This window comes from Streptosporangium sp. NPDC000396 (assembly GCF_042898655.1).
Taxonomy (GTDB): Bacteria; Actinomycetota; Actinomycetes; order Streptosporangiales; family Streptosporangiaceae; genus Streptosporangium.
In genome coordinates this window covers 35239-58047 of sequence record NZ_JBIAZA010000033.1, presented here as the reverse complement: position 1 = coordinate 58047, position 22809 = coordinate 35239, and the positions used below count along the sequence as shown (strand labels likewise).

Genomic DNA, 22809 nt, shown 5'->3' with positions numbered 1-22809 from the left:
ATCAGTCGGTGACCTTGTGGACGGGGAGGCCGGAGGGTGAGCACAGCACTTCGACGTTGACCTCGGACCTGTCCGACTCGAACTCGATACGGCCTCGGCGCCCCGGCCCCCGGTCCACGCTCTTGATGTGGAAGTTCGGTGCCGGGCTCCAGGCCCGCAAGATCACCAGTCCCGCCTCGCATCGGGCGATCACGATTCCTCCCCTCGACCTGAACGCCTGACTGGGGCCGGCATAGGGCTCGGCGGGTGCGGGCGTGGGGAGGATCGTCGCCATCGGCGTGGCGCGGACGAGCGCCTCATCGATCTCGTTGGAGGGAAACGGGCGGTTCTTGGAAGCCGTCTGCGGCTCGCCAAGGAGACCGATCACCGCGATACTCACCCCGGTCACGAGGGTCGCGATGATCAGCCATCCCACCAGGACAAGAGGAAAGCACCAACGCACATGCCCACCCTTGCAGGGTGGACGTCAAGAGAAGGTTATGCGACCTATGGCTGATGTATACCAAAGGTCGCATAAATGCCAACTTAATGAAAAATGTCCAATATGTCGCCTTTCAGATTGGCAACTGTTCAGCATGAGGCGAGCACGGTCCGCATGGCATCCTTCTCCGCGGACGTCACCCACAGACCGTATTTGACCTTCACATCGATCTGACGCGAGACATAGGCGCACCGGTAGGTGCGGCGCGGCGGCAGCCAGGTGGCCGCGTCACCGGCCCCCTTCTGGCTGTTCAGCGGACCGTCCACGGCGAGCAGGTTCAGCGGGTCGTTGGCCAGTTCCTTGCGCTTGCCCTCCGGCCACTGCTGAGCCCCCTTCTGCCAGGCGTCGGCAAGGGCCACCACGTGATCGATCTGCACCGCCATACTGGTCTTCTGGCCGCGCTCGAACTTGATGATCCTGCCGCTGTAGGGGTCGTCGAGGGTCCCGCTCAGCACGATGCAGTCCTTGGTGCCCCGTTTGAACGTCTCGTCCTTCAGATCGCGCCTGAGGATGTCGTTGCGGGTGTCGCACCCGTTGTGGTCGACATCCGACCACGCGGGGCCGAACCGCTCCCGATCGAAGCCGGTCATCGGGGCACGGCCCTTGACCTGCAGCCTGTCCAGCTCCTTGAGCGCCGCCGCCGACGACTTCCCTCCGCCGACGGCCGAGCCGCCGGACCCCTGCCCCACGAGGCCGCATCCCGCCAGCGTGAACGCGATCGTCGCGACGACCGCTCCCCGTCCCAGCATCGACCGCACCATGCCATCCCTCACGCGCACTCGTTACCCATGAAATGGCAAATTATCCCAAATAGCGCTTTAGCCGTGAGAGACGCGCGGTGCCCGCCGGAAGTGAGAGCACAGGAGGCCACGCGGACACACCGCCGGACAGGGGCGACCCGGCTCAGACTCGCCCGTAGGAGTCTTCGAGACGCTCGATGTCGTCCTCGTCGAAGTAGCCGAAAGCGATCTCCAGGATCCGGGTGGCCTTCCCCGAGGAGCTGAGGCGATGAGTCTGGCCCGCCCGGATCAGCACCCGGTCACCGACCGAGGGCTCGATCCGCTCGCCGTCGATCTCGAACACCGCGCCGGGGTCGAGAGCGACCCAGAGCTCATCCCGGTGCTCGTGCCTCTGCAGGCTGAGCCGCTGCCCGGGCGCCACATCGATGATCTTCACCGTGGACGCCTCGTTGAGCGTGTAACGCTCGAACCCACCCCAGGGACGCTCGTCGCGAACGATCGCGCCGAGCCGGTCGATCTTCTGCAAGATGCCTCCACCTTCCTGCCTTGGTAACGCGGGAACTCTCGCACGCGTCCGTAACAACTACGCATGTTTCACGAAACCGGACTCTTAACTCAGGTAAGACGATTACCCCAGGAGTCTCAGGTGACGAGGATTCCACCGTCCACCGGAATCACGGCCCCCGTTACGTAGGAACCCGCGTCGGAGGCCAGGAAGATCGCCGCCGCGACGAGTTCGGCGGGGTCGCCCGGGCGCTTCATCAACACCCGGTGTTCGAGCTGCCGGGCCAGATAACCCTCCGCGTACTGCTCGGTCATCTCCGAGACGAAAAAGCCCGGCTCGATGCAGTTGACGCGGATACCCAGCCGGCCCGTCCACTGCTGGGCCAGGTCACGGGTGAGACCGACGACGCCCGCCTTGGAAGCGCTGTAGGCGGCCTGGGGCAGGCCGGCCGTGGTCTCCCCCAGGACGCTGCCGACGTTGACGATGGAGGAGCCGGGCTTCATGACCCGCGCGCAGGCCTGGGCCATCCAGTAGGTGCCGTGCAGGTTGATCTCCACCACCTGCCGGAATTGCTCGGGCGTCTCCTTGAGCGCGGGCACCGCCGTACCGACACCGGCGTTGTTGATCAGGATGTCCACCGCGCCCAGCTCCGCCACCGCCGCCTCGACCAGCGCCTGGCAGTCTTCGGGACTGGTCACGTCGGTCGTCACGGCCACACACCGCCTGCCGGTCTCCCTGACCAGGTCACGGGTCTCCTCAAGGCGATCTTTGCGGCGCGCGCCGATCACGATGTCCGCACCCGCCTCGGCAAGGCCTCGCGCGAACGCGACACCGAGCCCCGAGGACGCGCCGGTGACGATCGCGACCTTGCCGTCCAGCCGGAATCGGTCCAGCATCCGGATCCCTTCCCCTGCCCGCGGAACATACAGAACGGGATTCTAGAGGTGAAAGGCGCACCGCCCGCGAGAAGGTTCCTCACGGGCGGTGCGCCTCACGGGTCACGAGGCCGTTCGCGGCAGGCTCGCGGCCTGGTGGACACGGCCTACAGGCCGTACTCCTTGACGATGCGCTCGTGCCGCTCCACCTCGACATCGATGGACTTGGCCAGGTCGAGCCAGGCCAGCGGGTGCACCCAGCGCTCGGTGGCGTCGTCGAGCAGCGCGTCCACCTCGACCGGGGTGACGCCCGGCGGGACCGCGATCCAGCCGAACACACCCTGCAGCCGCTCACCCGAGGTCGGGTGGGCCACGGTGTAGTTCTCGTCGCTGTAGACCCACATCGGCCAGCCACGCTCGGCCAGCACCTCGTTGAACTCGGTCCAGTCGGCCTCGCTGGGAGCCGCGCCGTCGAAGAACCAGCTGGTGTAACCACCCGGACGGAGCATGCTGACCGCGGCGAACGGCGGGATGAAGTTCTCCTGCTCCTCCGGCTTCTCGGGAAGCGGTTCCAGCAGCTGCGGGTCGAAGACGACCAGGTCGCCGGCGTTGTAGTCCATGCCGGGCGGCTGCGGAATGGCCAGGCGGGCCGTCGCGGGACCGGTGCGCAGGCTGATGACCGCGCGCTGGCTGCCGTCGGGAGCGGGAAGGATGATGCGCACCAGGCCCATCTCCTCCTCGATCGGCCCCTCGGTGGACTGCAGCGGCATGCCGATCTTGGCGGCGCCCGCGCGGACGGTCTCCCAGTCTTCGGCGGCCGTCGCCATGGTGATCATCCGCCAGACGTCCTCCGGCTTGATCTCGTCGGAGTCGAGGACCTCGCGCAGAACCGCGGCGCCCTTGGCGTTGTCGTCGGCCTGCTGTACGGCGGTGGCCCACAGACGGTTCGCCTCGATGCCCGCACCGGCGGCGACCGCCGCCTCGCCCTCGGCCGCGGCCTGCTCCCAGCGCTCCCGCGCGAGGTGCAGGCGTCCCAGGGCCAGGTGGCGCTGGGCGGCGGGAAGCCGCTCCGCCATCTGCTCCAGGCGCTCGTCCTGGCGGGCCTCGATCAGCAGGCCGGTGAGGTAGGAGATGTCCTCCGGGTCGGCCGTCTCGACGGCGCCGGATTCGACCAGCATGGTCCAGTAGATGTCGGCACCCGTGGCCGGGTAACCGAGGAAGCCCAGCGTGGTGGTGTGCCTCCGGGTGGCCTCCAGGTTCTGCCCGGACAGCGGGAGCAGCCAGCCCACCCAGCGCTCGGGGTCGGCGTTGAAGCCGTCGGCGGCGTCGAAGTAGGCGACCAGCTCGTCCTGAGGCCCGGGAGCCGGGACCTCGGTGGCCTGGTCTGCGGCGGCGCGCAGCGCGGCGATCCGCTCGGCGACGTCACCGGGGTTCCTCAGCTCACCGGCTGCGGACTCGGCGAGGTCGGCCAGCATCCGGGCCTGCCAGACACCCTGCCGGGCGACGGCCAGGTCACCGGCGACGAGCGCGAGCTCGACCCGGGCGCGGTAGCCGCCCATCATCGCGAAGTAGTCGATCCACTGCTTGAGCACCCGGCCGAGCTGCCAGGTGTTGGTGATCTGCGCGGATCCGGCGAGCTTGCGGATGGCGTGCGCCCACTCGACCCAGTCACGCGGGTGGTCGCCGACCACGTCGAGGTCGGGCAGCGCGTCAACGGCCTCCTGGACCCGGTCCAGGGTGGCGAGCACGAGCGCGCGCAGCACACCCTCGCGGTGCGGCTTGGCCACCGGGTCGTCGGGCTTGAATCCCGTCGCGGCGTCGAGCGCGGCGAGCGCGTCCGCCGCGCGTCCGGCGGCCAGAAGCGCGCGGGCCGAAGCCGCCGCAAGCTCCCAGCTCGACTCACGGCCGGCCTCGCCCAGCTTCGCCACGGCGGACTCGGCGTGAGCGATCGCCTCGTCGAGGCGTCCGGCGTCCGCCAGAGCCGAGACGTACTGCTCGGCGACGGCGGCGAAGGCCAGCGAGTCAGGCTCGACGTCGACCGCGGCCAGAGCCGCGAGCCGCTCAGATGCGTAGCCGGGTCCGTCGGTGTTCGCCTGAACGACCGCCAACGCGATGACCGCGCCGGGAGTCGCCGGGCAGTCACGGGTGTCTTCGCGCTTGGCGAACTCCACCAGCGTCTCGGCGTCGGCTATGGCGACCGCTCCCTGCGCCCGGTCGCCGATGCGGCCGATCAGGTGCCAGTAACGGGCGTAGAACTCGAGCCAGGGCAGCTCCAGGTTCTCAGCCTGCTGCGCGATGGCCGGCGCGAGCACGTCGAGCTGCGAGTATCGGCCCTCCAGCGCCTGCGCGGGCACGTCGCCGATCGCCATGGCCAGGCCGGTGTTCCCAGCTTCGTGCAGTTGCCGCTGGGTGTCGCCGACCCAGGCCCAGATGTCCACGTCCATGGGACGTCAGTCTGCCAGGTTGGAGGGCATGCCCCAAACGACTCGGCTGTCGCGCCCGGCCGAGTGGGACGGCCGGATCGCCCGCGTGCCCTCAGAGAGTGAGCTCTCCCGAGGCGATCAGGACCGCGGGACCCGAGAGGTGGCTGGTGTGCTCGTCGAGGGTGACCGTGACGATGCCGCCCAGAACCTGGACTTCCCAGGTGCCGGTGGACTCCCCCGCCAGGTGTGCGGCCGCCACGGCCGAGGCGACCGAGCCGGTGCCGCAGGACCGGGTCTCGCCCGAGCCTCGCTCGAAGACCCGCATCACGACCCGGCGCGGGCCCACCGGGTTGAGCAGCTCGATGTTCACCCCGGCCGGGAACGTCTGCGGGTCGAACGCGGGCTGGTGGCTCAGGTCGAGCTGGGCGACCGGATCGCCGATGACGCAGGCCAGATGGGGGTTGCCCATGTCGATGTGGAGGCCTTCGTACTCGCGGCCCGCCACGCTCGTGCGGCTGCGGCCCAGCACCCGGGCCGGGCCCATGTCCACGGTCACGTCACCGGTCTCCGCCAGCCGTACGCGCCTGACTCCTGCCCGGGTGGCGACGCCGAACTCACCCGCGCCGGCCAGCCCCGCGTCGACCAGGTAGCGGGCGAAGACCCGCACCCCGTTGCCGCACATCTCGGCGATGCCGCCGTCGGCGTTGCGGTAGTCCATGAACCACTCGGCCTCGCCGGCCTGATCGGCGACCTCCGGGCTGAGCTTCGTCGGTGTCACGCGCAGCACGCCGTCGCCGCCGATCCCGGCGCGCCGATCGCACACCGCCGCCACGAACGCCGCGGACAGCTCCAGCTCACCGTCGGGATCGGGGAGGATCACGAAGTCGTTTTCAGTGCCGTGTCCCTTGACGAATCTCATGTCCCAACTCTAGGCCGTGCCCCCGGAGGCTCTCGCCTCCCGCGATCAGCCGCGCACCCTCATGAGCGCCTGGTCAAGAAGATCCGGGGCCTGCTGGGGAAGCCAGATCACCCGGGGGTCGCGGCGGAACCACGACTCCTGGCGGCGGACGAACCTGCGCGTCGCGCGGATCGTCTCCTCCATGGCCTGTTCCTCGGTCCACTCGCCGTCGAGGAACCGCAGCACCTGGGCGTAACCGAGGGCTCGGCTGGCCGTACGACCCTCGGCGAGCCCTCGCGCGGCGAGTCGCCTGACCTCCTCCACCAGCCCGGCCTCCCACATGTGTTTCACCCGCGCGGCGACCCGCTCGTCCAGCACGTCCCTGGGCACCTCCACACCCAGCTGCACGCTGTCGTAGACGGCGTCGTACGACGGCATCGTGGCCGAGAACGGCTGCCCGGAGAACTCGATGACCTCCAGCGCGCGGACGATCCTGCGGCCGTTTCCGGGAAGGATCGCCTCGGCGGCCTTCGGATCGAGTTCGCGGAGCCGCTCGTACAGCGGGGCCGGACCCGTGCGCTCAAGCTCCGCCTCCAGCCGGGCGCGGATCCGCGGATCGGTGCCGGGAAACCGCAGGTCGTCGAGCGCGGCCCGCACGTAGAGCCCGGACCCGCCCACCAGGATCGGCACGACCCCCTTCGCCCGCAGGTCGTCGATGAGCGGCCGGACCAGCGCCTGGTACTCGGCCACGCTCGCGGTCGTGGTCACCTCCCAGATGTCGAGCAGGTGATGCGGGACACCGCGTCGTTCCGCGAGGGAGAGCTTGGCCGTCCCGATGTCCATCCCCCGGTAAAGCTGCATGGAGTCGGTGTTGATGACCTCACCCCCCAGTTCGAGGGCGAGGTCCACGGCGAGATCGGACTTTCCGGCCGCCGTAGGCCCGACGACGGCGATGACTGGTAGCTGGCGCACGGGGATAAGTGTGTCAAGTCGCTGGGTATGCATGGGATACGAGGCTTCACCTCATCGGAATCGGGGGATTCGCCGATGTCAATCTTCGACAAGGTCAAGAGCCTGCTGAGTCAGCACAGCGACAAGGTCGAGGAGCTGACCAAACAGGGCATCGACAAGGCAGAGCAGATCGCCAAGGAGAAGACCCGCGGCAAGTACGACCAGTACATCGACACCGCGGCGGACAAGGCGCGTGAGATGGCCGAGAAGATCGACGACCAGACCGGCACGCCCACGACCCCCGGCCAGCCTGGCAGGCCCGCGGCTCCCGGCCAGACCGGCACGTCTCCCAAGCACCGCCGGCCCGGCGCGCCTCCGGATCCCGGCCAGCCCGGAACGCCTCATATCTGACATATCTGATCAGTCTGACCGGGGAGCGTGCCGGGAAAACCCGTGAAACCCTAGGAGGCCGGAGGAGGCTCGCTCCGCAGGCCCATGCGGTCGAGAGGAAGGATCTGCTCGGCGAGCACGGCGGCGATGACCGCGGCGATCGCGATGCCCCACGCGATGGGGTCCAACGGCACGCATCCGAAGAAGTGACTGATTCCCGGAATCTGGACGATGGCGGCCAGCAGCGCCGCGGAGCCCAGCGAGCTGAGCAGGATCGGACGGCTTCGCTCACCCGCGAGGAGTGTCTGGGCGAGCTGGGTCCCGACCAGGGCGACCAGCCCGACGGTACGGGCACGCGACTGGGGTCCGGTCAGCCTGGCGAGCGTCCAGCCGGCTCCCGCGCCGAGAGCGGTGAAGATCGCCCGTTGCACGATGTCGTGGGTGAGGGCCACTCCGAGGGAGGACTCGGGCCCCTCGTCGAGCAGTGCCGCCGCCGTGTCCTCCGAGGGCGCCCGTACGGCGATGGCCAGCGCCGGAGCGAGGTCGGTGAGCATGTTCACCAGCAGCAGTTGCCTCGCCGACAGCGGAGAGCGGCCCGTGGCGAGCGACACGGCGAGGGTGAAACCGATCTCACCGAGGTTGCCGCCGACGAGGATGGCCAGCGCCTCCCGCACCGAGGCCCACATGGCCCGCCCCTCGACCAGCGTCGAGATGATGGTCTCCAGGCTCTCGTCGGCCACGACGAGGTCGGCCGCGGTCTGGGCGGCCGGGGTGGCGCCGGAGCCCAGGGCGATCCCGATGTCGGCGAGCCGGATTCCGGCCGCGTCGTTGGAGCCGTCGCCGGCCATGGCGACGACCTTGCCGAGCCGCTGGAAGGACTGGATGACCCTGACCTTGTGGGTGGGGGTGCAGCGGGCGACCACGTCCACCGAGGGAAGCGTCCTGTCCAGTTCGGCGTCGTCCATGTCGTCGATGTCGTTGCCGGTCAGGACACGAAGGTCGGTGTCGTCGGTCACGTGGGCGGCGATGGCGCCGGCCGTACCGGGGTGGTCCCCGGTGACTATGACGATCTGGACACCCGCGTTCCGCAGGGCCGCCACCGCGGATACGGCGGTGTCGCGCACGACGTCGGCGAGGCCGAGCAGGCCGGTGAAGGTGAGATCTCCGACGGCGTCGTCGTCGAGCCGGTCGGTGTCCACACGCCGTTCGGCGACGGCGAGGACCCGGTGCCCCGAGGAGGCGAGGTGCTCGATGCGGGCTTCGACCGCGCGCCGGCTCCGATCGTCGAGCCCGGTGCATCTCGGCAGCATGGTCTCCGGCGCGCCCTTGACGCTGAGGAGCCGGTCCGCGCCGCGGCGTCCGAGCGTGGCGTGGTAGCCGCGGGAGGACTCGAAGAGGAGGGCGGTGACCTCCTCCCACCCGTCGGCCCCGGTCTGGCGCGAAACCCCGAGACCGGCCGCGCCCTCGGCGACGGCCTGGTCGGTGATGTGGCTGTATGCGCCGTTGCCGGAGTGCGGTGTGGCGCGCAGGGCCACGGCGATCACCTTCCGCAGGCTGTCGTCGAGCTCGCCCACGTCCCGCTCCCGGCGGGTGTCGCTGACCCGTGCCAGCCGGATCTGCCCTTCCGTCAGCGTTCCTGTCTTGTCGAAGCACAGCACCTCGACCCGCCCGAGCGCTTCGATGGTCCCCGGGTTGCGGACATGGACGCCGCGGGTGGCGAGCCGCCGGGTGGCGGCGAGCTGGGCCGCGCTGACCAGCAGCGGCAGGCCTTCGGGGACCGAGGCCACGGCCAGGCTGACGCCCTCGCCCAGGGCTTCCCTCAGCTGCCTTCCGCGGACGAAGCCGGACAGGGTCACTCCGGCGGCCGATCCGACCGCGATCGGGGTGGTCGCCCGGGTGATGGCGGCGAGCCGCTCCTCGACACCGCTCATGCGCCCGGTCTCCGCGGCGGCGGCCATCGCGCGCCCGACCTCGGTGGCCTCCCCCACGGCCACCACGACCGCTGTGGCGCTGCCGGCGGCGATCATCGTCCCCTCGTACAGCATGGAGCGGCGTTCGGCGACATGCTGCGCGAGCACCGGCCCGCTGCCCTTGGCCACGGGCAGGGACTCGCCGGTCAGGGATGACTCATCCGTTTCCAGGCTGTCTGCCTCCAGGATGCGGCAGTCGGCGGGAACCACCTGCCCGGTGTCGAGCACGACGATGTCCCCGGGAACCAGCTCCGCCGCCTCCACCTCGCGTTCCTCGCCGTCGCGTAGCACGCGGGCGCACACCCTGGTCAGGGCGGACAGCTCCGACAGCGTCCTGGCGGTGGCCGTCCGCTGCACCCCGCCCACCAGCGCGGACAGGCCCATGACGCCGAGGACGAGTGAGGCGTCGACCATGGAGCCGAGGACCGCCGAGCCGGCCGCGCCGGCCGCCAGCACCGGGGTGAACGGGTTGGCGAGCTCGGTGCCGACGGCGCGTGCCAGCGTCCAGGGCGCCGACGGCGCCTTCGCGCGGAGCCCGCGGCGCCGCTCCGCCTCCGCCGCGGTGAGCCCGGTCCTGCGGGTCTCCAGTGCGGCGAGCACCCGGTCGCCCGGCATGGCGTGCCAGGGCGTCGTGGGCAGCGCCGGGGCGGTCGTCTGCCGCATGCTCTGGTGGGCCTGCCAGGTGCCCTGCAGCAGTGAGAGCGCGGCGACGCCGTTCACCGCGGACAGCACCTGCCCGGTCGCCCGGTCCGGCCGCCCGGTCAGCCCGTAGATCGCGGCCACGCCGGTGCCCGCCTTGGCGAGCGTCACGCCGCGCTCGCTGACCCGGCGGGCCGCGCCCGCCGACTCGACGATCAGGGCCGCCGTTGCCAGGTCGTCGCCCACGAGCAGGTGAGCGCCCCACGGCGGCAGGCCGTCGGGACCGGTCACGCCGATCCCGCAGTCGGCGGCCGCCAGTGCCTTCCGGTCGCCCGACAGCAGCATCACGACGGATCCGTCCCGCTGTAGCTGGCGTATCGACGCCGCGAGGTTCTCGCCACCCGCCAGGTGATCGTCGGGCTTGCCCGCCGGATCGAGTCGATCGCCCGCGACGACCAGCCGCAGCCCGGCGCGGCGCGCGGACACGGTCAGGGCGTGCGCCTCGGGGGCCTGCCGGGGGACGACCTCGACGACGGCGTGGAGCCGTTCGCCGTGGGTCAGGGCCAGCACGTGCACGGCAGAGCCGTTCCGGAAACGGTCGCGGTGCTTCTTGCCCGCCCACCCCGTCCGGGGCAGGTCCTCGTAGGGACCGAGCGCCCAGTTCCCGTCCCTGCGGACCTCTTCCGGCGCGGCCGGGTCGAACAGGCCGTGGACCCGGACGGCGACCTCTTCGTGATCCGCGTATCGGGCGGGGGCCACTTCACCGATCATCACATGCTTCGAGATCAGCGCTTCGCCGTCCAGCACCACCGTGTCGACCCGGTCCAGGCGGCTCAGCACCTCGGGGTCGGTGACGATCACGCCGTGTTGGGCCAGCAACGCGCCCAGCTCGGCGGCGAAGGCCTCTCGTCCGGCCGATGACGCCTTGGGCAGGCCGGCGAGGGCGACCTCAAGGCCGCGGTGCATGTCTCCGGTCAGCAGCCCTCCGGCGAGGCTGCCGACCGCGCTGGCCGAGAGGACCTGCTCGGCGTGCCGCTCGATCGGGCCCTCGGGCAGTGGCGTGGATCGCGCGGGTGCCCGCAGGTGGGCTTCGGCGCGTTCGGGGGTGCCGGTCAGCTCGTGTTCCTTCCGCACCCACACGATGTCCCGCAGCCGTGCCTGGCGCATCTGCAGCAGCCGCTGCACCATGTCGATGGCCAGGCCGGTCCCTCCCGGGGTGAGGGTCTGGACGGTGGTGTTCACCAGCGGCATCCACGACCGGCACGCGGGGATCGACTTGTCGATCACTCGCCGCAGCTGGGGAACCGCGGTCAGGTAACCCGCGAGGCCGGCGGCTCCCGGGGGCAGCGGAGCCCGGTGGAGCAGCCACTCCACGGCGGTCACCCCGAGACCGGCCGCGTCGGCGGCGAAGAGGAGGGCGGCGGGGGGCCTGCCGCCGGGCGTGCCCTCCGTGACCGCCGGTTCCTTCTCTATGAGGGCCCGTTCCGCCTCGTCGAGGATCGCGCCGAGGTCCTCGACGGCCGGCGGCGGCCCTTCCACGGCGACGACCGCTCGACCGAGCGGAACGTTGACCCGGGCCCATCGCACGGAAGGATGCGCGCACAGCGCCGACTCAAGCGCCTCGCAGTACTCCTCCCGGATCGGGCATCGGAGTTCGAGGTGGATCCGGCCGGGATACGTCCATGTCAAACGACGCACGCCGGCCAGGTCGGCCAGCGTGGAGGCCGCCCATCGCGGCACCTCCGACATCCTGCCGACCGCGCCCGCGGTCCATCTGACCGGTGCCGCGACGAGATCCTGTCCCGGCAGCCGAGCCAGACCTGAAAGGGACAAACCAAACACCATGTCGGCTCTGTACCCATCAGGCAATAATTACGCCTTTTAGTGATATATCGCCTTTCATGGTTAACCGGGGAGACGCTCTCGCGTCCAAGCGTCCGGCCCCGCACGCCCGGACCCGCGCGCCCGACCCCGCGCGTCCGGTCCCACGCGTCCGGGACGGGATCAGTCCCAGTCGAGCATCGGCTGCAGATATCCCTCCAGGGTGAGCAGCCACCGCTTGGACTCCACGCCGTATCCCCCGCTGAACCCGCCCAGCCCGTTCCCGGCGACCACCCGATGGCACGGGACGATGATGGGGATCGGATTGGCACCCATGATCGATCCGATCGCCCGCGCGGGAACGCCCGTCTGGCTGCGGGCGGCCAGCTCACCGTAGGTCACGGCCTTGCCGTAGGGGACCGTTTCGTACAGCGTGCCGAGCACCTTGCGCTGCACGGACGAGGTCAGCCGCCAGTCGACCGGGACGCTGAAGACCCGCAGCCTGCCCGCGTAGTAACCGGCGAGCTCGTCGAGCACGACGGCCGTCCGCGCGGGGTCGTCCACCTCGTCCAGCTGGAGGCTCTCCAGCAGGCGGGCCTTGAGCCCGTCGCTCCGGTGGCTCCAGCCGACACCCGCCACACCGTCCTCCGTGACGGCGACAAGCATCTCCCCCAGCGGTGTCGGAACACTCCCGAACGCCACGGTTCCTATCATGTGGGCTGTGTCCCTCCGCGAACTCGTCATCCTCGGCACCTCAAGCGCGGTCCCTACCCGCCACCGTAACCACAACGGATATCTCCTGCGATGGGACGGTCAGGGCTTCCTGTTCGACCCCGGTGAAGGCACCCAGCGCCAGATGCTCCACGCGGGCGTCAGCTCCCACGACATCACCTGGATCTGCGTCACCCACTTCCACGGCGACCACTGCCTGGGCGTTCCCGGAGTCGTCCAGCGCATCGCCAGGGACGGCGTGACGCACCCCGTCCAGGCCGCCTACCCGGCCGTCGGCGAGACCTACTGGCGGCGCCTGCGCCACGCCGCCGTCTTCACCGACACCAACACGATCTTCGAACGTCCCGTCTCCGGCGAGCTCACGACCTTCGAGGCGGGCCCGGTGACCCTCACCGCCCGCCCGCTCTCCCACCCCGTCCCGTCCTACGGCTACCGCCTCGACGAGCCGGACGGCCGCCGGATGCTCCCCGAGCTCCTCCGGGAACGGGGAATCCAGGGCCCGATGATCAGCCGGCTCCAGCGTGACGGCGTGGTGACCGTCCCCGACGGATCCACCGTCCGCCTGGAAGACTGCAGTGAACCTCGCCCCGGCCAGAGCGCCGCGTTCATCATGGACACCCGGCTGTGCGACGGTGTTTTCGCCCTCGCCGCGGGAGTGGACCTGCTGGTGATCGAGTCGACGTTCCTGTCCTCGGAGCTGACGATGGCCACGCGGTACGGCCATCTGACCGCCGCCCAGGCGGGCCGGGTCGCGGCCGACTCCGGAGCCCGCAAGCTGGTCCTGACCCACATCTCCGAACGCTACGGCGCCGACGACGAACCCCGTTTCCTCGACGAGGCACGCCAGGCTTTCGACGGCGACATCGTCCTCGCCCACGACCTGATGCGCGTCCCGGTCCCCCACCGGGATCACTCCGTCCGGCCGAAGACCGGACAGCCGGCACCGTAGGACCACCCGGCGGCCGGCCCGCGCGGGATCGGCGACGGCCTCCGCCGCGAACACGGCTACGCCGTGGAGGAAGGCGTCAGGATCCGCTGGATCTCCGCGGCGAGAGCGGCGTCGGCGGCGCCGACGCCGGTGAGGTCCGCCACCGTGATGTCCCCGGGACGTCTGGCGAACCCGTCACGCAGGATGGCACCCACGGCCACACCGGCTGTCTCGGGCACGACGCCGGCACGGACCGCGTGTCCGAGATCGCCGTGGTCGAGACACTGGGAGTGGTCGTCGACAGCGATCGCGGCGGCGCGGGCGAACAGGCCCGCAGGAAGCTCGTTCTTGTGGGGCATGTCGGCGCCGATGCCGGTGACGTGGGCGCCCGGCGCGACCACGGCGGCGGGAAAGAGCGGGGCGGTCGCGGCGGTGGCGGTGATGACGATCGGCACGCGTGCGGTGTGGTCGGGCGGGGCGGGACGGGCGGACGGTCCCAGCTCACCGCACAGCCTGGCGGTCTCCTGGGTACGGCGGCCCGACACGAGAACCTCGTCGATCGGGCGGAGCAGCCTCAGCCACTGTGCCTGGAGCCGGGCCTGGAGCCCGGTGCCGAACACCCCGAGCGTCCTCGCCTCGGGCGGCGCCATCGCATGGGTGATCAGGGCACCGGCGGCGGCGGTGCGCCAGGCGGTCAACCAGCCGCGATCGTCGAGCAGCGCGGTGATCTGGCCGGTCTCGGCGCTGACCACACAGATGAGGCCGTTGTTGGCGGGCAGACCTCGGGCTCCGTTGCGATAGAAGCCCGTTGCGATCTTCACGGCGAAAGCCGAGGCGCCGGAGATCCACCCGGCCTTGACGTGGCAGTCGCCGTCGGCGCCGGGGAACTCCAGGTGCATGGGCGGCGGCACGGCCGTACGGCCTTCGGCATGGGCGATCAGGGCGTCGCGCACCGCGGTGAGGACCAGCGCGGGCCGGGCGGCCTGAGTGATCTCTTCCAGGGAGAACAGCCTCATCGGCGGGCTCGCAGCCACGTGGCGAAGGCGTCGAGCGCGTCCTGCGCTCCGTGACGGCCCACGCCGATGCGGAACCGGTCGGCGGGGACGTCGGTGAGCTCGGAGCGGTAGATGCTCGCGGGCAGCAGCAGCACACCGGCCTCCTTGACCAGGGTCTCGCAGAACGTCTCCACGGAGCCGGGGCCCAGGTAGCGGGGAAAGCAGACGCAGCCGCCCTCGGGGGCCGACCACTCGAAGAGGCCGGCGAACTCGGCGAAGAACGTCTCGAAGATCGGCAGGTTGGCGGCGATCACTCCACGGTTGCGGGCGAAGATCGTCTCTCGCGACTTCACCGCGATCCTGGCCAGGATCTCGCTCGGTGCCGCGTTGCAGATGGAGGTGTAGTGCTTGGCACGTTCCAGCCGGCTCAGCAGCTCACGGTCGCGGCAGGCGATCCATCCGACCCGCAGTCCGGCCAGGCCATAGGCCTTGGACACGACGTTCAGCGACAGCGCGTTGCGAGAAAGGTCCGCGGCCTGCGGCAGGGTGCGCGCGGGGTCGAGCTCCAGCCCGCGGTAGACCTCGTCGCTGAACAGGTGGATTCCCCGCGCGTCGCACAGCTCCACCAGGCGGCGGAAGTCGGCCGCCGGGATCAGCTTCCCCGTCGGGTTGTTGGGGAAGTTCACCGAGACCACCCGCGTGTTGGGCCGCAGCGCCGCCTCGATCTTCTCGACGTCGAGGGCGAAATCCCGCTCGGCGTCGAGCGCCACCCCGGTGACCTCGCACAGCGACAGCGGGACCGTCTCGGCCGCCTGATAGTTCGGCGTGACCACGACGGCGTGGTCACCGGGGCCGAGCAGGACGCGCATCGCCAGGTAGATCCCCTCCTCCGCGCCGGCGAAGCACAGCACGTCCTCGGGCTGGACGCCGGTGTAGGTCGCCGCGATCGCCTCCCGCAGCCCCGGGTCGCCGAACGTCTGGGTGTAGCCCAGCCGCAGGTCCGCCCAGGCCCGGCGATCCTCCCGGTCGGCGAGTGCGAGCAACTCGGCCATCGACATGGTCTCCGCGTCCGAGGCGGTGAGATGGTGACGGGCGGTGAACTCCCATCGGGAGAAATAAGTCTCCAGCCTGAAATCGGGCAGGGTGGTCATGGTGTGCTCCTGAGGTCGGAGAGCAAGGTGTAAACGGTCGAACGGGACACCCTCAGGGCCCTGGCCACCACCGGCACGGCCCGCCGTACGCCGAACACGCCGAGCCGGTCGAGCTCGGCCAGCACGGCGAGTCGGTCCTCCCTGGTGAGCTGTTCCAGCGGGCGCTGCCGCTCGCGGACGAAGGCGCCCACGGTCTCGGCCACCAGTTCGGTCCAGTCGCGCTCGAACAAGGCCTCCGGCCGCTCGGTGACCGGAGCGGCGAAAGCGGAGAGCAGGGCGGCGGCCTGGTCCAGCGGGGTCCGGTCGACGTTGATGCAGAGCACGGCTGACGGGCGCCCCTCTGCGTCGGCGACGACCGCGCTCACCGAGGACAGCCGCCGGCCGTCGGCGAGCATCTTCTCGTAGGGCCCGTACACGCCTGACGGAGACGGGCTCAGCCGGTCGAGTTCGCCGAGCAGCGAGGGGTCACCGGGCTTCCGCGCGGACATCGGATTCCAGATCGCCAGCACCTCGTCCCGTTCCGGGTCGTGCAAGACGACTTCGGCGTGCGGAGCGAGCAGAGCGGCGATCGCGGCGCAGACAGGTGACCACTGCGCCACTCTCAGGTCGTTCACGCTTAGACACTATGTCCATTCTGGACTTTATGTCCAGGCGATCCGCATGCCCGACCTGAGGAGGGACGGCGGTGAACTCACTCCCGGCTCATGACCTGGGCTTACGACCCGATGGCAGGCCCGGTTTTCTACCGGGACCTCTCCGTCCAGCCGACGACGAAGTAGCCGACACCATAGGGGGCGTCGTCATAGAGGACCTCCCCGGCGAGGTCTTCCCCACCGGAGGAACTCCTCGCTCCCGCGAGGACCTGGAGCGCGGCACGGCCGGCGACCCACAGCTCGGCGGCTTCGCGAGGGTCGAGCTCCATGACCGCGGCACGGCCGAGGGCGCGGACGATCGCGGCGTTGTACGGCTCGGCGCGAGGATGCAGGTATCCCGGGGACTTCTCGGTGAGGCAGGCGGAGCCGTCGGCCATGACGAGCATCGCCACCCGATCCGGGGCGCCCGCCAGCCTGCCGCCGAGTGCCGCGCACGCCTCCGGAGAGGCGTCGAACGGCACGGCGTGGAATTCCGACGCGGCCAGGCCCTCCCTGTCCAGCAGCCAGCGTCCGACGGTCAGGGAGAGCGGCAGGACGGGCTCTCCGGTGCCGGCCCGGACGTCGACACCCCAGGGGGCCAGGCTTCCAGCGGCGTCCGCGCCGTAGGTTCCCGCCCGGTCGGCACCGCCGACCACCACGACCACGTCGGGCTCGGCGTCCCGCAGGACGCCTATCGCGGTGGCGCAGGCCGCCCGGAGCTCATCGAGCTCCGAGGCCGCGGCACCGGCCAGCTCGGGGACCAGAAGCGGAGGATGCGGGCACACGGCCACGGCGGCAAGCACCTCGCCAGACTAACGGAGTGCCCCGCCCGGAGCGCGATCGAGATCGAGATCGAGGCTGCCCCTGCTACCGCTCAGGGGCAGGTGGAGCAGCCCGAGGACTCCTTCTGGGGTGTCGGGGCCGGACGGCCGATCGAGGGCATGCCCAGCATGACCCCGGAGGTCGCGGACGCCGGAGTGGCCTGCCTCGCCTCCCAGGCGTCACCCGCGCGGGTGCGGCGGAGCTCCAGCACGGGCCCGTCGGCCACCAGGTGATGCGGTGCCGCATAGGTGACCTCGACGGTGACCATGTCACCGGGACGCGGGACCTCCGAACCGTTCCCGCCGGAGCTCGGCGTGCCGTGCCCGTCGTTCCCGTCTCGCGAGCTCGGCGTACTGCGCCCGTCGTTCCCACCTCGCGAGCTCGGCGTGAAGTGCACCAACCGGTTGTCGGGGGCACGGCCGGACATGCGGTGGGTCGCCTCGTCCTTGCGGCCCTCGCCCTCGGCCACCAGCACCTCGAGCGTCCGGCCGACCTGCTTGCGGTTCTCCTCCCAGGAGATCTCGTTCTGCAGGGCGACGAGCCGCTCGTAGCGCTCCTGCACGACCTCCTTGGGAATCTGGTCCTCCATGGTGGCGGCGGGCGTGCCGGGGCGGATGGAGTATTGGAACGTGAAGGCGTTGGCGAACCGCGACTCGCGCACCACGTCGAGCGTGGCCTGGAAGTCTTCCTCGGTCTCGCCGGGGAAGCCCACGATGATGTCGGTGGAGATGGCGGCGTCGGGCATGGCCGCGCGGACCCGCTCGATGATGCCCAGGTAGCGCTCGGCCCGGTAGGAGCGGCGCATCGCCTTGAGGATCCGGTCGGAGCCCGACTGCAGCGGCATGTGGAGCTGGTGCATCACGTTGGGCGTCTCCGCCATGGCCGCGATGACGTCGTCGGTGAAGGCCGCCGGGTGCGGGCTGGTGAAGCGGACCCGCTCCAGCCCGTCGATGTCGCCGCAGGCCCGCAGCAGCTTGCCGAAGGCGAGCCGGTCGCCGAACTCCACACCGTAGGTGTTGACGTTCTGGCCCAGGAGGGTGATCTCCAGCACTCCCTGGCCCACCAGCGTCCGCACCTCGTTGAGGATGTCACCGGGACGGCGGTCCTTCTCCTTGCCCCGCAGCGACGGCACGATGCAGAACGTGCAGGTGTTGTTGCAGCCGACCGAGATCGACACCCACGCGGCGTAGGCGGACTCCCGCTTGGTCGGCAGCGTGCTCGGGAAGGTCTCCAGGGACTCCTTGATCTCGACCTGGGCCTCCTGCTGGATGCGCGCCCGCTCCAGCAGCACCGGCAGCGAGCCGATGTTGTGGGTGCCGAACACCACGTCCACCCAGGGCGCCCTGCGGACGATCTCCCCCTGGTCCTTCTGCGCCAGGCAGCCGCCCACCGCGATCTGCATGCCCGGGTTGCTCACCTTCGAGGGACGCAGATGGCCGAGGTTGCCATAGAGCCGGTTGTCGGCGTTCTCCCGCACGGCACAGGTGTTGAACACGACCACGTCGGCCGTCTCCCCCTCGGACACCGGGACGTATCCCGCCTCCTCGAGAAGGCCCGACAGGCGCTCGGAGTCGTGCACGTTCATCTGGCACCCGTAGGTACGAACCTCGTACGTGCGGGCGCTCTCCACGGTGACAGTCATCTCAATAGACAAGGGTAGGCGCTCCGTCGGCCCCCGATGTACGGCTCACGCCGGCCGTACGACGAGTAATGAAACCATCACGCTCAGCGAAAGGCGTCGTTAAGGTGGGGCTCCAAAGCCGCGCAGGGACGAGATGTCACCGGCGGCGCGACGGCGATGCTCGCGCAGACCTCGAAGTCGCCGGCGAAAGCCAGGAAGCCACACAAGAAGGCGGCGCCGAGGTCGGCGACCCAAAGCAGGTCCACGTCGTCGCGGAAATCACCCTCGCGTCCACCGCCTCGACAGACCGGATCATCAAGCCTGCGAAGTATGCCGCGGCGGGCATCCCCCACTTCTGGCGCATTGAGATGAGACCGTTCCGCGGCCAGGGCAACGACGCGCTGCCGGTCGTCTTCACCTACACGCTTGACGAGAACGGCGAGTATCAGCTCGTCCACCGAGTCAGCGCGGGGATGACCGCCGACTTGACAGAACCCTTCAAGCTGAGGCTTGACCCGGCCGCCCTGGGCCGCATTTAACGTAAGCGGAATAAAATTTTACCCATCATGACCTTGCCGTGATCTGATCGGTACCGCAGGGTTAGCCCGAGGTGCCCTTTACAGCTTTACGTTGTGCTTCATGACGGAGAACGGGGACGCGACTCCTCTGGTCGTGCTTACGGATGTCAACAAGCATTTCGGCAGCCTGCACGTCCTGCGCGACATCAATCTGACGATCTCTCGTGGTGAGGTCGTCGTCGTCATCGGCCCTTCGGGTGGCGGCAAGTCGACCCTGTGCCGGACGATCAACCGGCTGGAGACGATAGACGACGGAACGATCACGTTTGACGGGAAGCCGCTCGCGGCGGAAGGCAAGACCCTGGCCAAACTCAGGTCCGAGGTCGGCATGGTGTTCCAGTCCTTCAACCTGTTCGCGCACAAGACGATCTTGGAGAATGTCACGCTCGGACCGGTCAAGGTCCGCGGTGTCGCCAAGGCGGAGGCCGAGCGGCGCGGCATGGAGTTGCTGGAACGGGTCGGGATCGGCGCCCAGGCGTCGAAGTATCCCGCACAGCTCTCGGGAGGCCAGCAGCAGCGCGTGGCCATCGCCCGCGCACTGGCCATGGACCCCAAGATGATCCTGTTCGATGAGCCGACCTCCGCGCTGGACCCCGAGATGGTCCAGGAGGTGCTCGACGTCATGATCGGACTTGCCGGCGAGGGCATGACGATGATGGTCGTCACCCACGAGATGGGCTTCGCCCGCCGCGCGGCACACCGGGTGGTGTTCATGGCCGAGGGCCAGATCGTCGAAGAGAACACTCCCGACGAGTTCTTCACCACCCCCCGGACCGACCGGGCTAAGGACTTCCTTTCCAAGATCCTTACGCACTGACGGCTCACTCCCCCTTTAAGGAAAGAAGAAGAGGTAGCAGGATGCGTGTACGTCGTATTGGAGCCGTAGTGATCGCGGCGGCGGCCGCGGCGGCCAGCCTGACCGCGTGCAGCGGCGGTGGCAGCGACAAGTTCGTGGTGGGCATCAAGATCGACCAGCCCGGCCTCGGACAGAAGCAGCCCGACGGCTCGTTCAAGGGTTTCGACGTCGACGTCGCGAGGTACGTCGCCAAGGAGCTTGGCTACACGGACGACAAGGTCGAGTTCAAGGAGGCCATTTCGGCCAACCGTGAGTCGTTCATCCAGCAGGGCCAGGTCAACATCGTGATCGCGACCTACTCGATCACCGACGACCGTAAGAAGAAGGTCGGCTTCGCCGGGCCGTACCTCGTCACCGGCCAGGACATCCTGACCCGCGCGGACGACACGTCGATCAACAGCGTCGACGACCTGAAGACGAAGAAGGTCTGCGGCGCCCAGGGCTCCGCCTCGCCCAAGCGCCTGGTCGAGAAGTTCGGCGACGCCTGGAAGTCCCAGTACCTCACCGAGCAGCAGGGCTACGGCGCCTGCCTGCCGCTGCTGGAGAACAAGCAGGTCGACGCCATCTCCACGGACGCGACGATCCTGGCCGGGTTCGCCACCCAGTCGCCCGGCAAGTTCCGCCTCGTCGGCAAGACCTTCTCCGAGGAGAAGTACGGCATCGGCGTGAAGCTGGACGACAAGGACACCCGCGAGAAGATCAACGCGGCCGTCGAGAAGATGTTCAAGGACGGCAGCTGGAAGAAGGCCGTCGACGCCAACTTCGGTGAGTTCGGCAAGTTCTTCGCGAACCCGCCGGCCGTCGAGCGTTACTGATCGGCCACAAGTCGGCCGGGGCGTGCGCACGCCCCGGCCGACGGCCATTGGAGGGATGAGTGCAGGCACTCTTCGACGAATTCCCGGTGATCCTGGGCGCCTTCTGGCTGACGATCCGGCTCACGCTCGCCAGCGGGTTAACGGCACTGATCCTCGGGACGATCCTCGCCGGGATGCGGGTCAGCCCGCTGCCCATCCTGCGCGGGATCGGCACGGCGTATGTGAACATCTTGCGGAACACCCCGCTGACCCTGGTGATCGTGTTCTGCGGGCTGGGCCTCGGCCTGGTCCTGGACGTCTCGTTCTCCACGAGCCTGTCCACCAACTACCTCTGGCTGTCCATCATCGGCCTGTCCGCCTACACGGCGGCGTTCGTCTGCGAGGCGATCCGGGCCGGGATCAACACGGTGCCGATCGGCCAGGCTGAGGCGGCCCGGGCCATCGGTCTCACCTTCTTCCAGAACCTGAGGCTGATCGTGCTGCCCCAGGCCCTGCGTGCGGTGATCGCCCCGCTGGGCAGCATCCTGATCGCGCTGACCAAGAACACCACGGTCGCCGCCGCCATCGGCGTCGGCGAGGCGTCCCTGACGATGAAGACGCTCTTCGAGGCGCACGGCGACGCGGTCATCCAGATCTTCTTCGGGTTCGCGCTGGGCTTCCTGGTGCTGACCCTGCCCACCGGGCTGCTGTTCACCTGGCTGTCCAAGCGCATGGCGGTGATCCGATGAGCACGATGACCGCCGAGCCGAAGAAGGTTCCCAAGCGCGCGAGCTCCGCCGAGCGGGTCAGCGTCCTCTACGACGCGCCCGGCCCCCGCGCGAGGATGCGCAACAACGTGCTCACGGTGCTGGTCATCCTCGCCGCGCTGTTCGCCGTCTACGCGATGGTGATCAAGCTGGACGAGAAGAACCAGCTCAGCGCCGACCTGTGGACCCCGTTCCTGCGGGGCGACGTGTGGGTCAACCTGATCCTGCCCGGCCTGTTCAACACGCTCGGCGCCGCGGTGGTCGCCGCGTTGATCGCGGTGCCGTTCGGGTTCGTCTTCGGCATCGGCCGGCTGTCCGACCACGCCTGGATCCGCATTCCGTCGGGCGTCGTGGTCGAGTTCTTCCGGGCGATCCCGCTGCTCATCATGATCTTCGCGGTGATGTACGGCGGGAGCGCGGTCTTCGGGCTCACCGTGACCCCGTTCACGGCAGTGGTGACCGGCCTGGTCCTTTACAACGGGTCGGTGCTGGCGGAGATCGTGCGGGCGGGCATCCAGTCCATCCCGCGCGGCCAGACGGAGGCGGCGCTGGCGATCGGCCTGCGCAAGGGCCAGGTCATGCGGATGATCCTGCTGCCGCAGGGGGTCACCGCCATGATGCCGGCGATCGTCGCGCAGCTCATCGTCCTCCTCAAGGACACGGCGCTGGGATTCATCGTCTCGTTCGAGGACCTGCTGAACGCGGGGGCGCGCGTCCTGCCCTCCAACTTCAACAACATCATCCCCGCGGTGATCGTCATCGCGACCGTCTACATCATCATCAACCTGATCGTCGGCGCCTTCGCCACCTGGCTGGAGAAGCGCAGCCGTCGCAGCCGGAAGACCTCGGCCCGGCCGATCGCCCCGCCCGGAGCGGTCGTGTCGCCCGGCTCGGACACCATCTCCGCGGTGGACTGAGCCGGAAGAGCCACCGGTCGCGACGAGCCGACCGGGCTTCGCCGGAAGGCGGTCACCAGTCGCGGTGGCCGCCTTTCGGCGTCCGGGAACCCGGCTCGCTTGACGGACCGGGGCTCCCGGCCGAGGCCGGGTGGTTCGCGGTTCACCACCCCGCCCGGCGGCCGGAGGGTCTCCACTCCGCCACCCCATGCCCGAGGACGGCCGAAGGCAGCGATGGAACCGAAGTCAAAGTTTGTTCCATGTTCTTGTCCGCCCCGGGGAACGGGGCGCCCACGCGGTAGGTGCTTGGTGAGGCAGACATGAGGGATGAGCGCCATAACGAC

At 69.7% G+C, this 22809-nt stretch carries 21 protein-coding genes; 7 read left to right on the top strand and 14 right to left on the bottom strand.

Features of this window, described 5'->3' with window-relative positions; genetic code table 11:
- Window position 1: 1 nt before the first annotated feature.
- The 7 genes from ACFY2X_RS38190 to miaA form a co-directional block, all read right to left on the bottom strand.
- Entirely contained in the window at window positions 2-415 is a 414-nt protein-coding gene (locus tag ACFY2X_RS38190) for a hypothetical protein (protein WP_389947955.1), read from the bottom strand.
- A 155-nt stretch (window positions 416-570) separates the two neighbouring features.
- Window positions 571-1254: an HNH endonuclease family protein gene (locus ACFY2X_RS38185; protein WP_389947954.1), complete on the bottom strand. Its 684-nt coding sequence runs from the start codon at window positions 1252-1254 to the stop codon at window positions 571-573.
- 130 nt (window positions 1255-1384) lie between these two features.
- Entirely contained in the window at window positions 1385-1747 is a 363-nt protein-coding gene (locus tag ACFY2X_RS38180; RefSeq protein ID WP_389947953.1) for a phosphomannose isomerase type II C-terminal cupin domain, read from the bottom strand.
- A gap of 116 nt (window positions 1748-1863) precedes the next feature.
- The gene (locus ACFY2X_RS38175) at window positions 1864-2622 is read right to left on the bottom strand and encodes an SDR family NAD(P)-dependent oxidoreductase (RefSeq protein WP_389947952.1); all 759 of its coding nucleotides are present in this window, start codon (window positions 2620-2622) and stop codon (window positions 1864-1866) included.
- A gap of 146 nt (window positions 2623-2768) precedes the next feature.
- Window positions 2769-5045: a tetratricopeptide repeat protein gene (locus ACFY2X_RS38170; RefSeq protein ID WP_389947951.1), complete on the bottom strand. Its 2277-nt coding sequence runs from the start codon at window positions 5043-5045 to the stop codon at window positions 2769-2771.
- 91 nt (window positions 5046-5136) lie between these two features.
- Window positions 5137-5943, bottom strand: coding sequence for a diaminopimelate epimerase (gene dapF, locus ACFY2X_RS38165; RefSeq protein WP_389947950.1), 807 nt, complete (start codon window positions 5941-5943; stop codon window positions 5137-5139).
- Window positions 5944-5988: 45 nt separating this feature from the next.
- Window positions 5989-6894: a tRNA (adenosine(37)-N6)-dimethylallyltransferase MiaA gene (gene miaA / locus ACFY2X_RS38160; protein WP_389947949.1), complete on the bottom strand. Its 906-nt coding sequence runs from the start codon at window positions 6892-6894 to the stop codon at window positions 5989-5991.
- Between the two features lie 75 nt (window positions 6895-6969).
- Here miaA and ACFY2X_RS38155 point away from each other — a divergent pair, with 75 nt between their 5' ends.
- Window positions 6970-7284 (top strand): antitoxin, encoded by a 315-nt coding sequence (locus ACFY2X_RS38155; RefSeq protein WP_389947948.1) that lies wholly within the window; start codon window positions 6970-6972, stop codon window positions 7282-7284.
- 50 nt (window positions 7285-7334) lie between these two features.
- Here ACFY2X_RS38155 and ACFY2X_RS38150 read toward each other — a convergent pair whose 3' ends face one another.
- Both ACFY2X_RS38150 and ACFY2X_RS38145 read right to left on the bottom strand, forming a co-directional pair.
- Complete coding sequence (locus ACFY2X_RS38150; RefSeq protein ID WP_389947947.1) at window positions 7335-11705, bottom strand: HAD-IC family P-type ATPase; 4371 nt, start codon at window positions 11703-11705, stop codon at window positions 7335-7337.
- 171 nt (window positions 11706-11876) lie between these two features.
- Window positions 11877-12395 (bottom strand): methylated-DNA--[protein]-cysteine S-methyltransferase, encoded by a 519-nt coding sequence (locus ACFY2X_RS38145; RefSeq protein ID WP_389947946.1) that lies wholly within the window; start codon window positions 12393-12395, stop codon window positions 11877-11879.
- Between the two features lie 19 nt (window positions 12396-12414).
- Between ACFY2X_RS38145 and ACFY2X_RS38140 the strand changes: the two genes are divergently transcribed.
- Window positions 12415-13374, top strand: coding sequence for a ribonuclease Z (locus ACFY2X_RS38140; RefSeq protein ID WP_389947945.1), 960 nt, complete (start codon window positions 12415-12417; stop codon window positions 13372-13374).
- A gap of 56 nt (window positions 13375-13430) precedes the next feature.
- On the opposite strand, the gene ACFY2X_RS38135 is transcribed toward ACFY2X_RS38140, so the two are convergent.
- The 5 genes from ACFY2X_RS38135 to miaB form a co-directional block, all read right to left on the bottom strand.
- Window positions 13431-14369, bottom strand: a complete 939-nt coding sequence (locus ACFY2X_RS38135; protein WP_389947944.1) for an ornithine cyclodeaminase family protein — start codon at window positions 14367-14369, stop codon at window positions 13431-13433.
- Window positions 14366-15499, bottom strand: a complete 1134-nt coding sequence (locus tag ACFY2X_RS38130; RefSeq protein WP_389947943.1) for an aminotransferase class I/II-fold pyridoxal phosphate-dependent enzyme — start codon at window positions 15497-15499, stop codon at window positions 14366-14368. Before ACFY2X_RS38130 ends, ACFY2X_RS38135 begins: the two co-directional genes overlap by 4 nt.
- Window positions 15496-16113, bottom strand: a complete 618-nt coding sequence (locus tag ACFY2X_RS38125) for a transcriptional regulator (RefSeq protein ID WP_389947942.1) — start codon at window positions 16111-16113, stop codon at window positions 15496-15498. The genes ACFY2X_RS38130 and ACFY2X_RS38125 overlap by 4 nt, the downstream gene beginning before the upstream one ends.
- A gap of 128 nt (window positions 16114-16241) precedes the next feature.
- Window positions 16242-16934, bottom strand: a complete 693-nt coding sequence (locus ACFY2X_RS38120; RefSeq protein WP_389947941.1) for a class III extradiol dioxygenase subunit B-like domain-containing protein — start codon at window positions 16932-16934, stop codon at window positions 16242-16244.
- A gap of 71 nt (window positions 16935-17005) precedes the next feature.
- Entirely contained in the window at window positions 17006-18595 is a 1590-nt protein-coding gene (gene miaB / locus ACFY2X_RS38115) for a tRNA (N6-isopentenyl adenosine(37)-C2)-methylthiotransferase MiaB (protein WP_389947940.1), read from the bottom strand.
- 104 nt (window positions 18596-18699) lie between these two features.
- On the opposite strand from miaB, the gene ACFY2X_RS38110 reads away from it, so the two are divergent.
- The 5 genes from ACFY2X_RS38110 to ACFY2X_RS38090 all read left to right on the top strand — a co-directional run bounded on the left by ACFY2X_RS38110 (window position 18700) and on the right by ACFY2X_RS38090 (window position 22486).
- Complete coding sequence (locus ACFY2X_RS38110; protein ID WP_389947939.1) at window positions 18700-19113, top strand: Uma2 family endonuclease; 414 nt, start codon at window positions 18700-18702, stop codon at window positions 19111-19113.
- 100 nt (window positions 19114-19213) lie between these two features.
- Window positions 19214-19969 (top strand): amino acid ABC transporter ATP-binding protein, encoded by a 756-nt coding sequence (locus ACFY2X_RS38105; RefSeq protein WP_389947938.1) that lies wholly within the window; start codon window positions 19214-19216, stop codon window positions 19967-19969.
- 41 nt (window positions 19970-20010) lie between these two features.
- On the top strand, window positions 20011-20823 hold the full coding sequence (locus tag ACFY2X_RS38100; protein ID WP_389947937.1) for a glutamate ABC transporter substrate-binding protein: 813 nt from the start codon (window positions 20011-20013) through the stop codon (window positions 20821-20823).
- A 59-nt stretch (window positions 20824-20882) separates the two neighbouring features.
- The gene (locus tag ACFY2X_RS38095; RefSeq protein ID WP_389947936.1) at window positions 20883-21551 is read left to right on the top strand and encodes an amino acid ABC transporter permease; all 669 of its coding nucleotides are present in this window, start codon (window positions 20883-20885) and stop codon (window positions 21549-21551) included.
- A complete protein-coding gene (locus tag ACFY2X_RS38090) occupies window positions 21548-22486 on the top strand; it encodes an amino acid ABC transporter permease (RefSeq protein ID WP_389947935.1) in 939 nt (312 codons plus the stop codon). Before ACFY2X_RS38095 ends, ACFY2X_RS38090 begins: the two co-directional genes overlap by 4 nt.
- Window positions 22487-22809: the final 323 nt, after the last annotated feature.

What these genes read in the sequence shown, in the direction of transcription:
- ACFY2X_RS38155 (WP_389947948.1), top strand. Translation starts at nt 6,970, where the DNA reads ATGTCAATCTTCGACAAGGTCAAGAGCCTGCTGAGTCAGCACAGCGAC.
- ACFY2X_RS38100 (WP_389947937.1), top strand. Translation starts at nt 20,011, where the DNA reads ATGCGTGTACGTCGTATTGGAGCCGTAGTGATCGCGGCGGCGGCCGCG.
- ACFY2X_RS38135 (WP_389947944.1), bottom strand. Translation starts at nt 14,369, where the DNA reads ATGAGGCTGTTCTCCCTGGAAGAGATCACTCAGGCCGCCCGGCCCGCG.
- ACFY2X_RS38175 (WP_389947952.1), bottom strand. Translation starts at nt 2,622, where the DNA reads ATGCTGGACCGATTCCGGCTGGACGGCAAGGTCGCGATCGTCACCGGC.
- ACFY2X_RS38105 (WP_389947938.1), top strand. Translation starts at nt 19,214, where the DNA reads ATGACGGAGAACGGGGACGCGACTCCTCTGGTCGTGCTTACGGATGTC.
- ACFY2X_RS38130 (WP_389947943.1), bottom strand. Translation starts at nt 15,499, where the DNA reads ATGACCACCCTGCCCGATTTCAGGCTGGAGACTTATTTCTCCCGATGG.
- miaB (WP_389947940.1), bottom strand. Translation starts at nt 18,595, where the DNA reads ATGACTGTCACCGTGGAGAGCGCCCGCACGTACGAGGTTCGTACCTAC.
- dapF (WP_389947950.1), bottom strand. Translation starts at nt 5,943, where the DNA reads ATGAGATTCGTCAAGGGACACGGCACTGAAAACGACTTCGTGATCCTC.
- ACFY2X_RS38170 (WP_389947951.1), bottom strand. Translation starts at nt 5,045, where the DNA reads ATGGACGTGGACATCTGGGCCTGGGTCGGCGACACCCAGCGGCAACTG.
- ACFY2X_RS38090 (WP_389947935.1), top strand. Translation starts at nt 21,548, where the DNA reads ATGAGCACGATGACCGCCGAGCCGAAGAAGGTTCCCAAGCGCGCGAGC.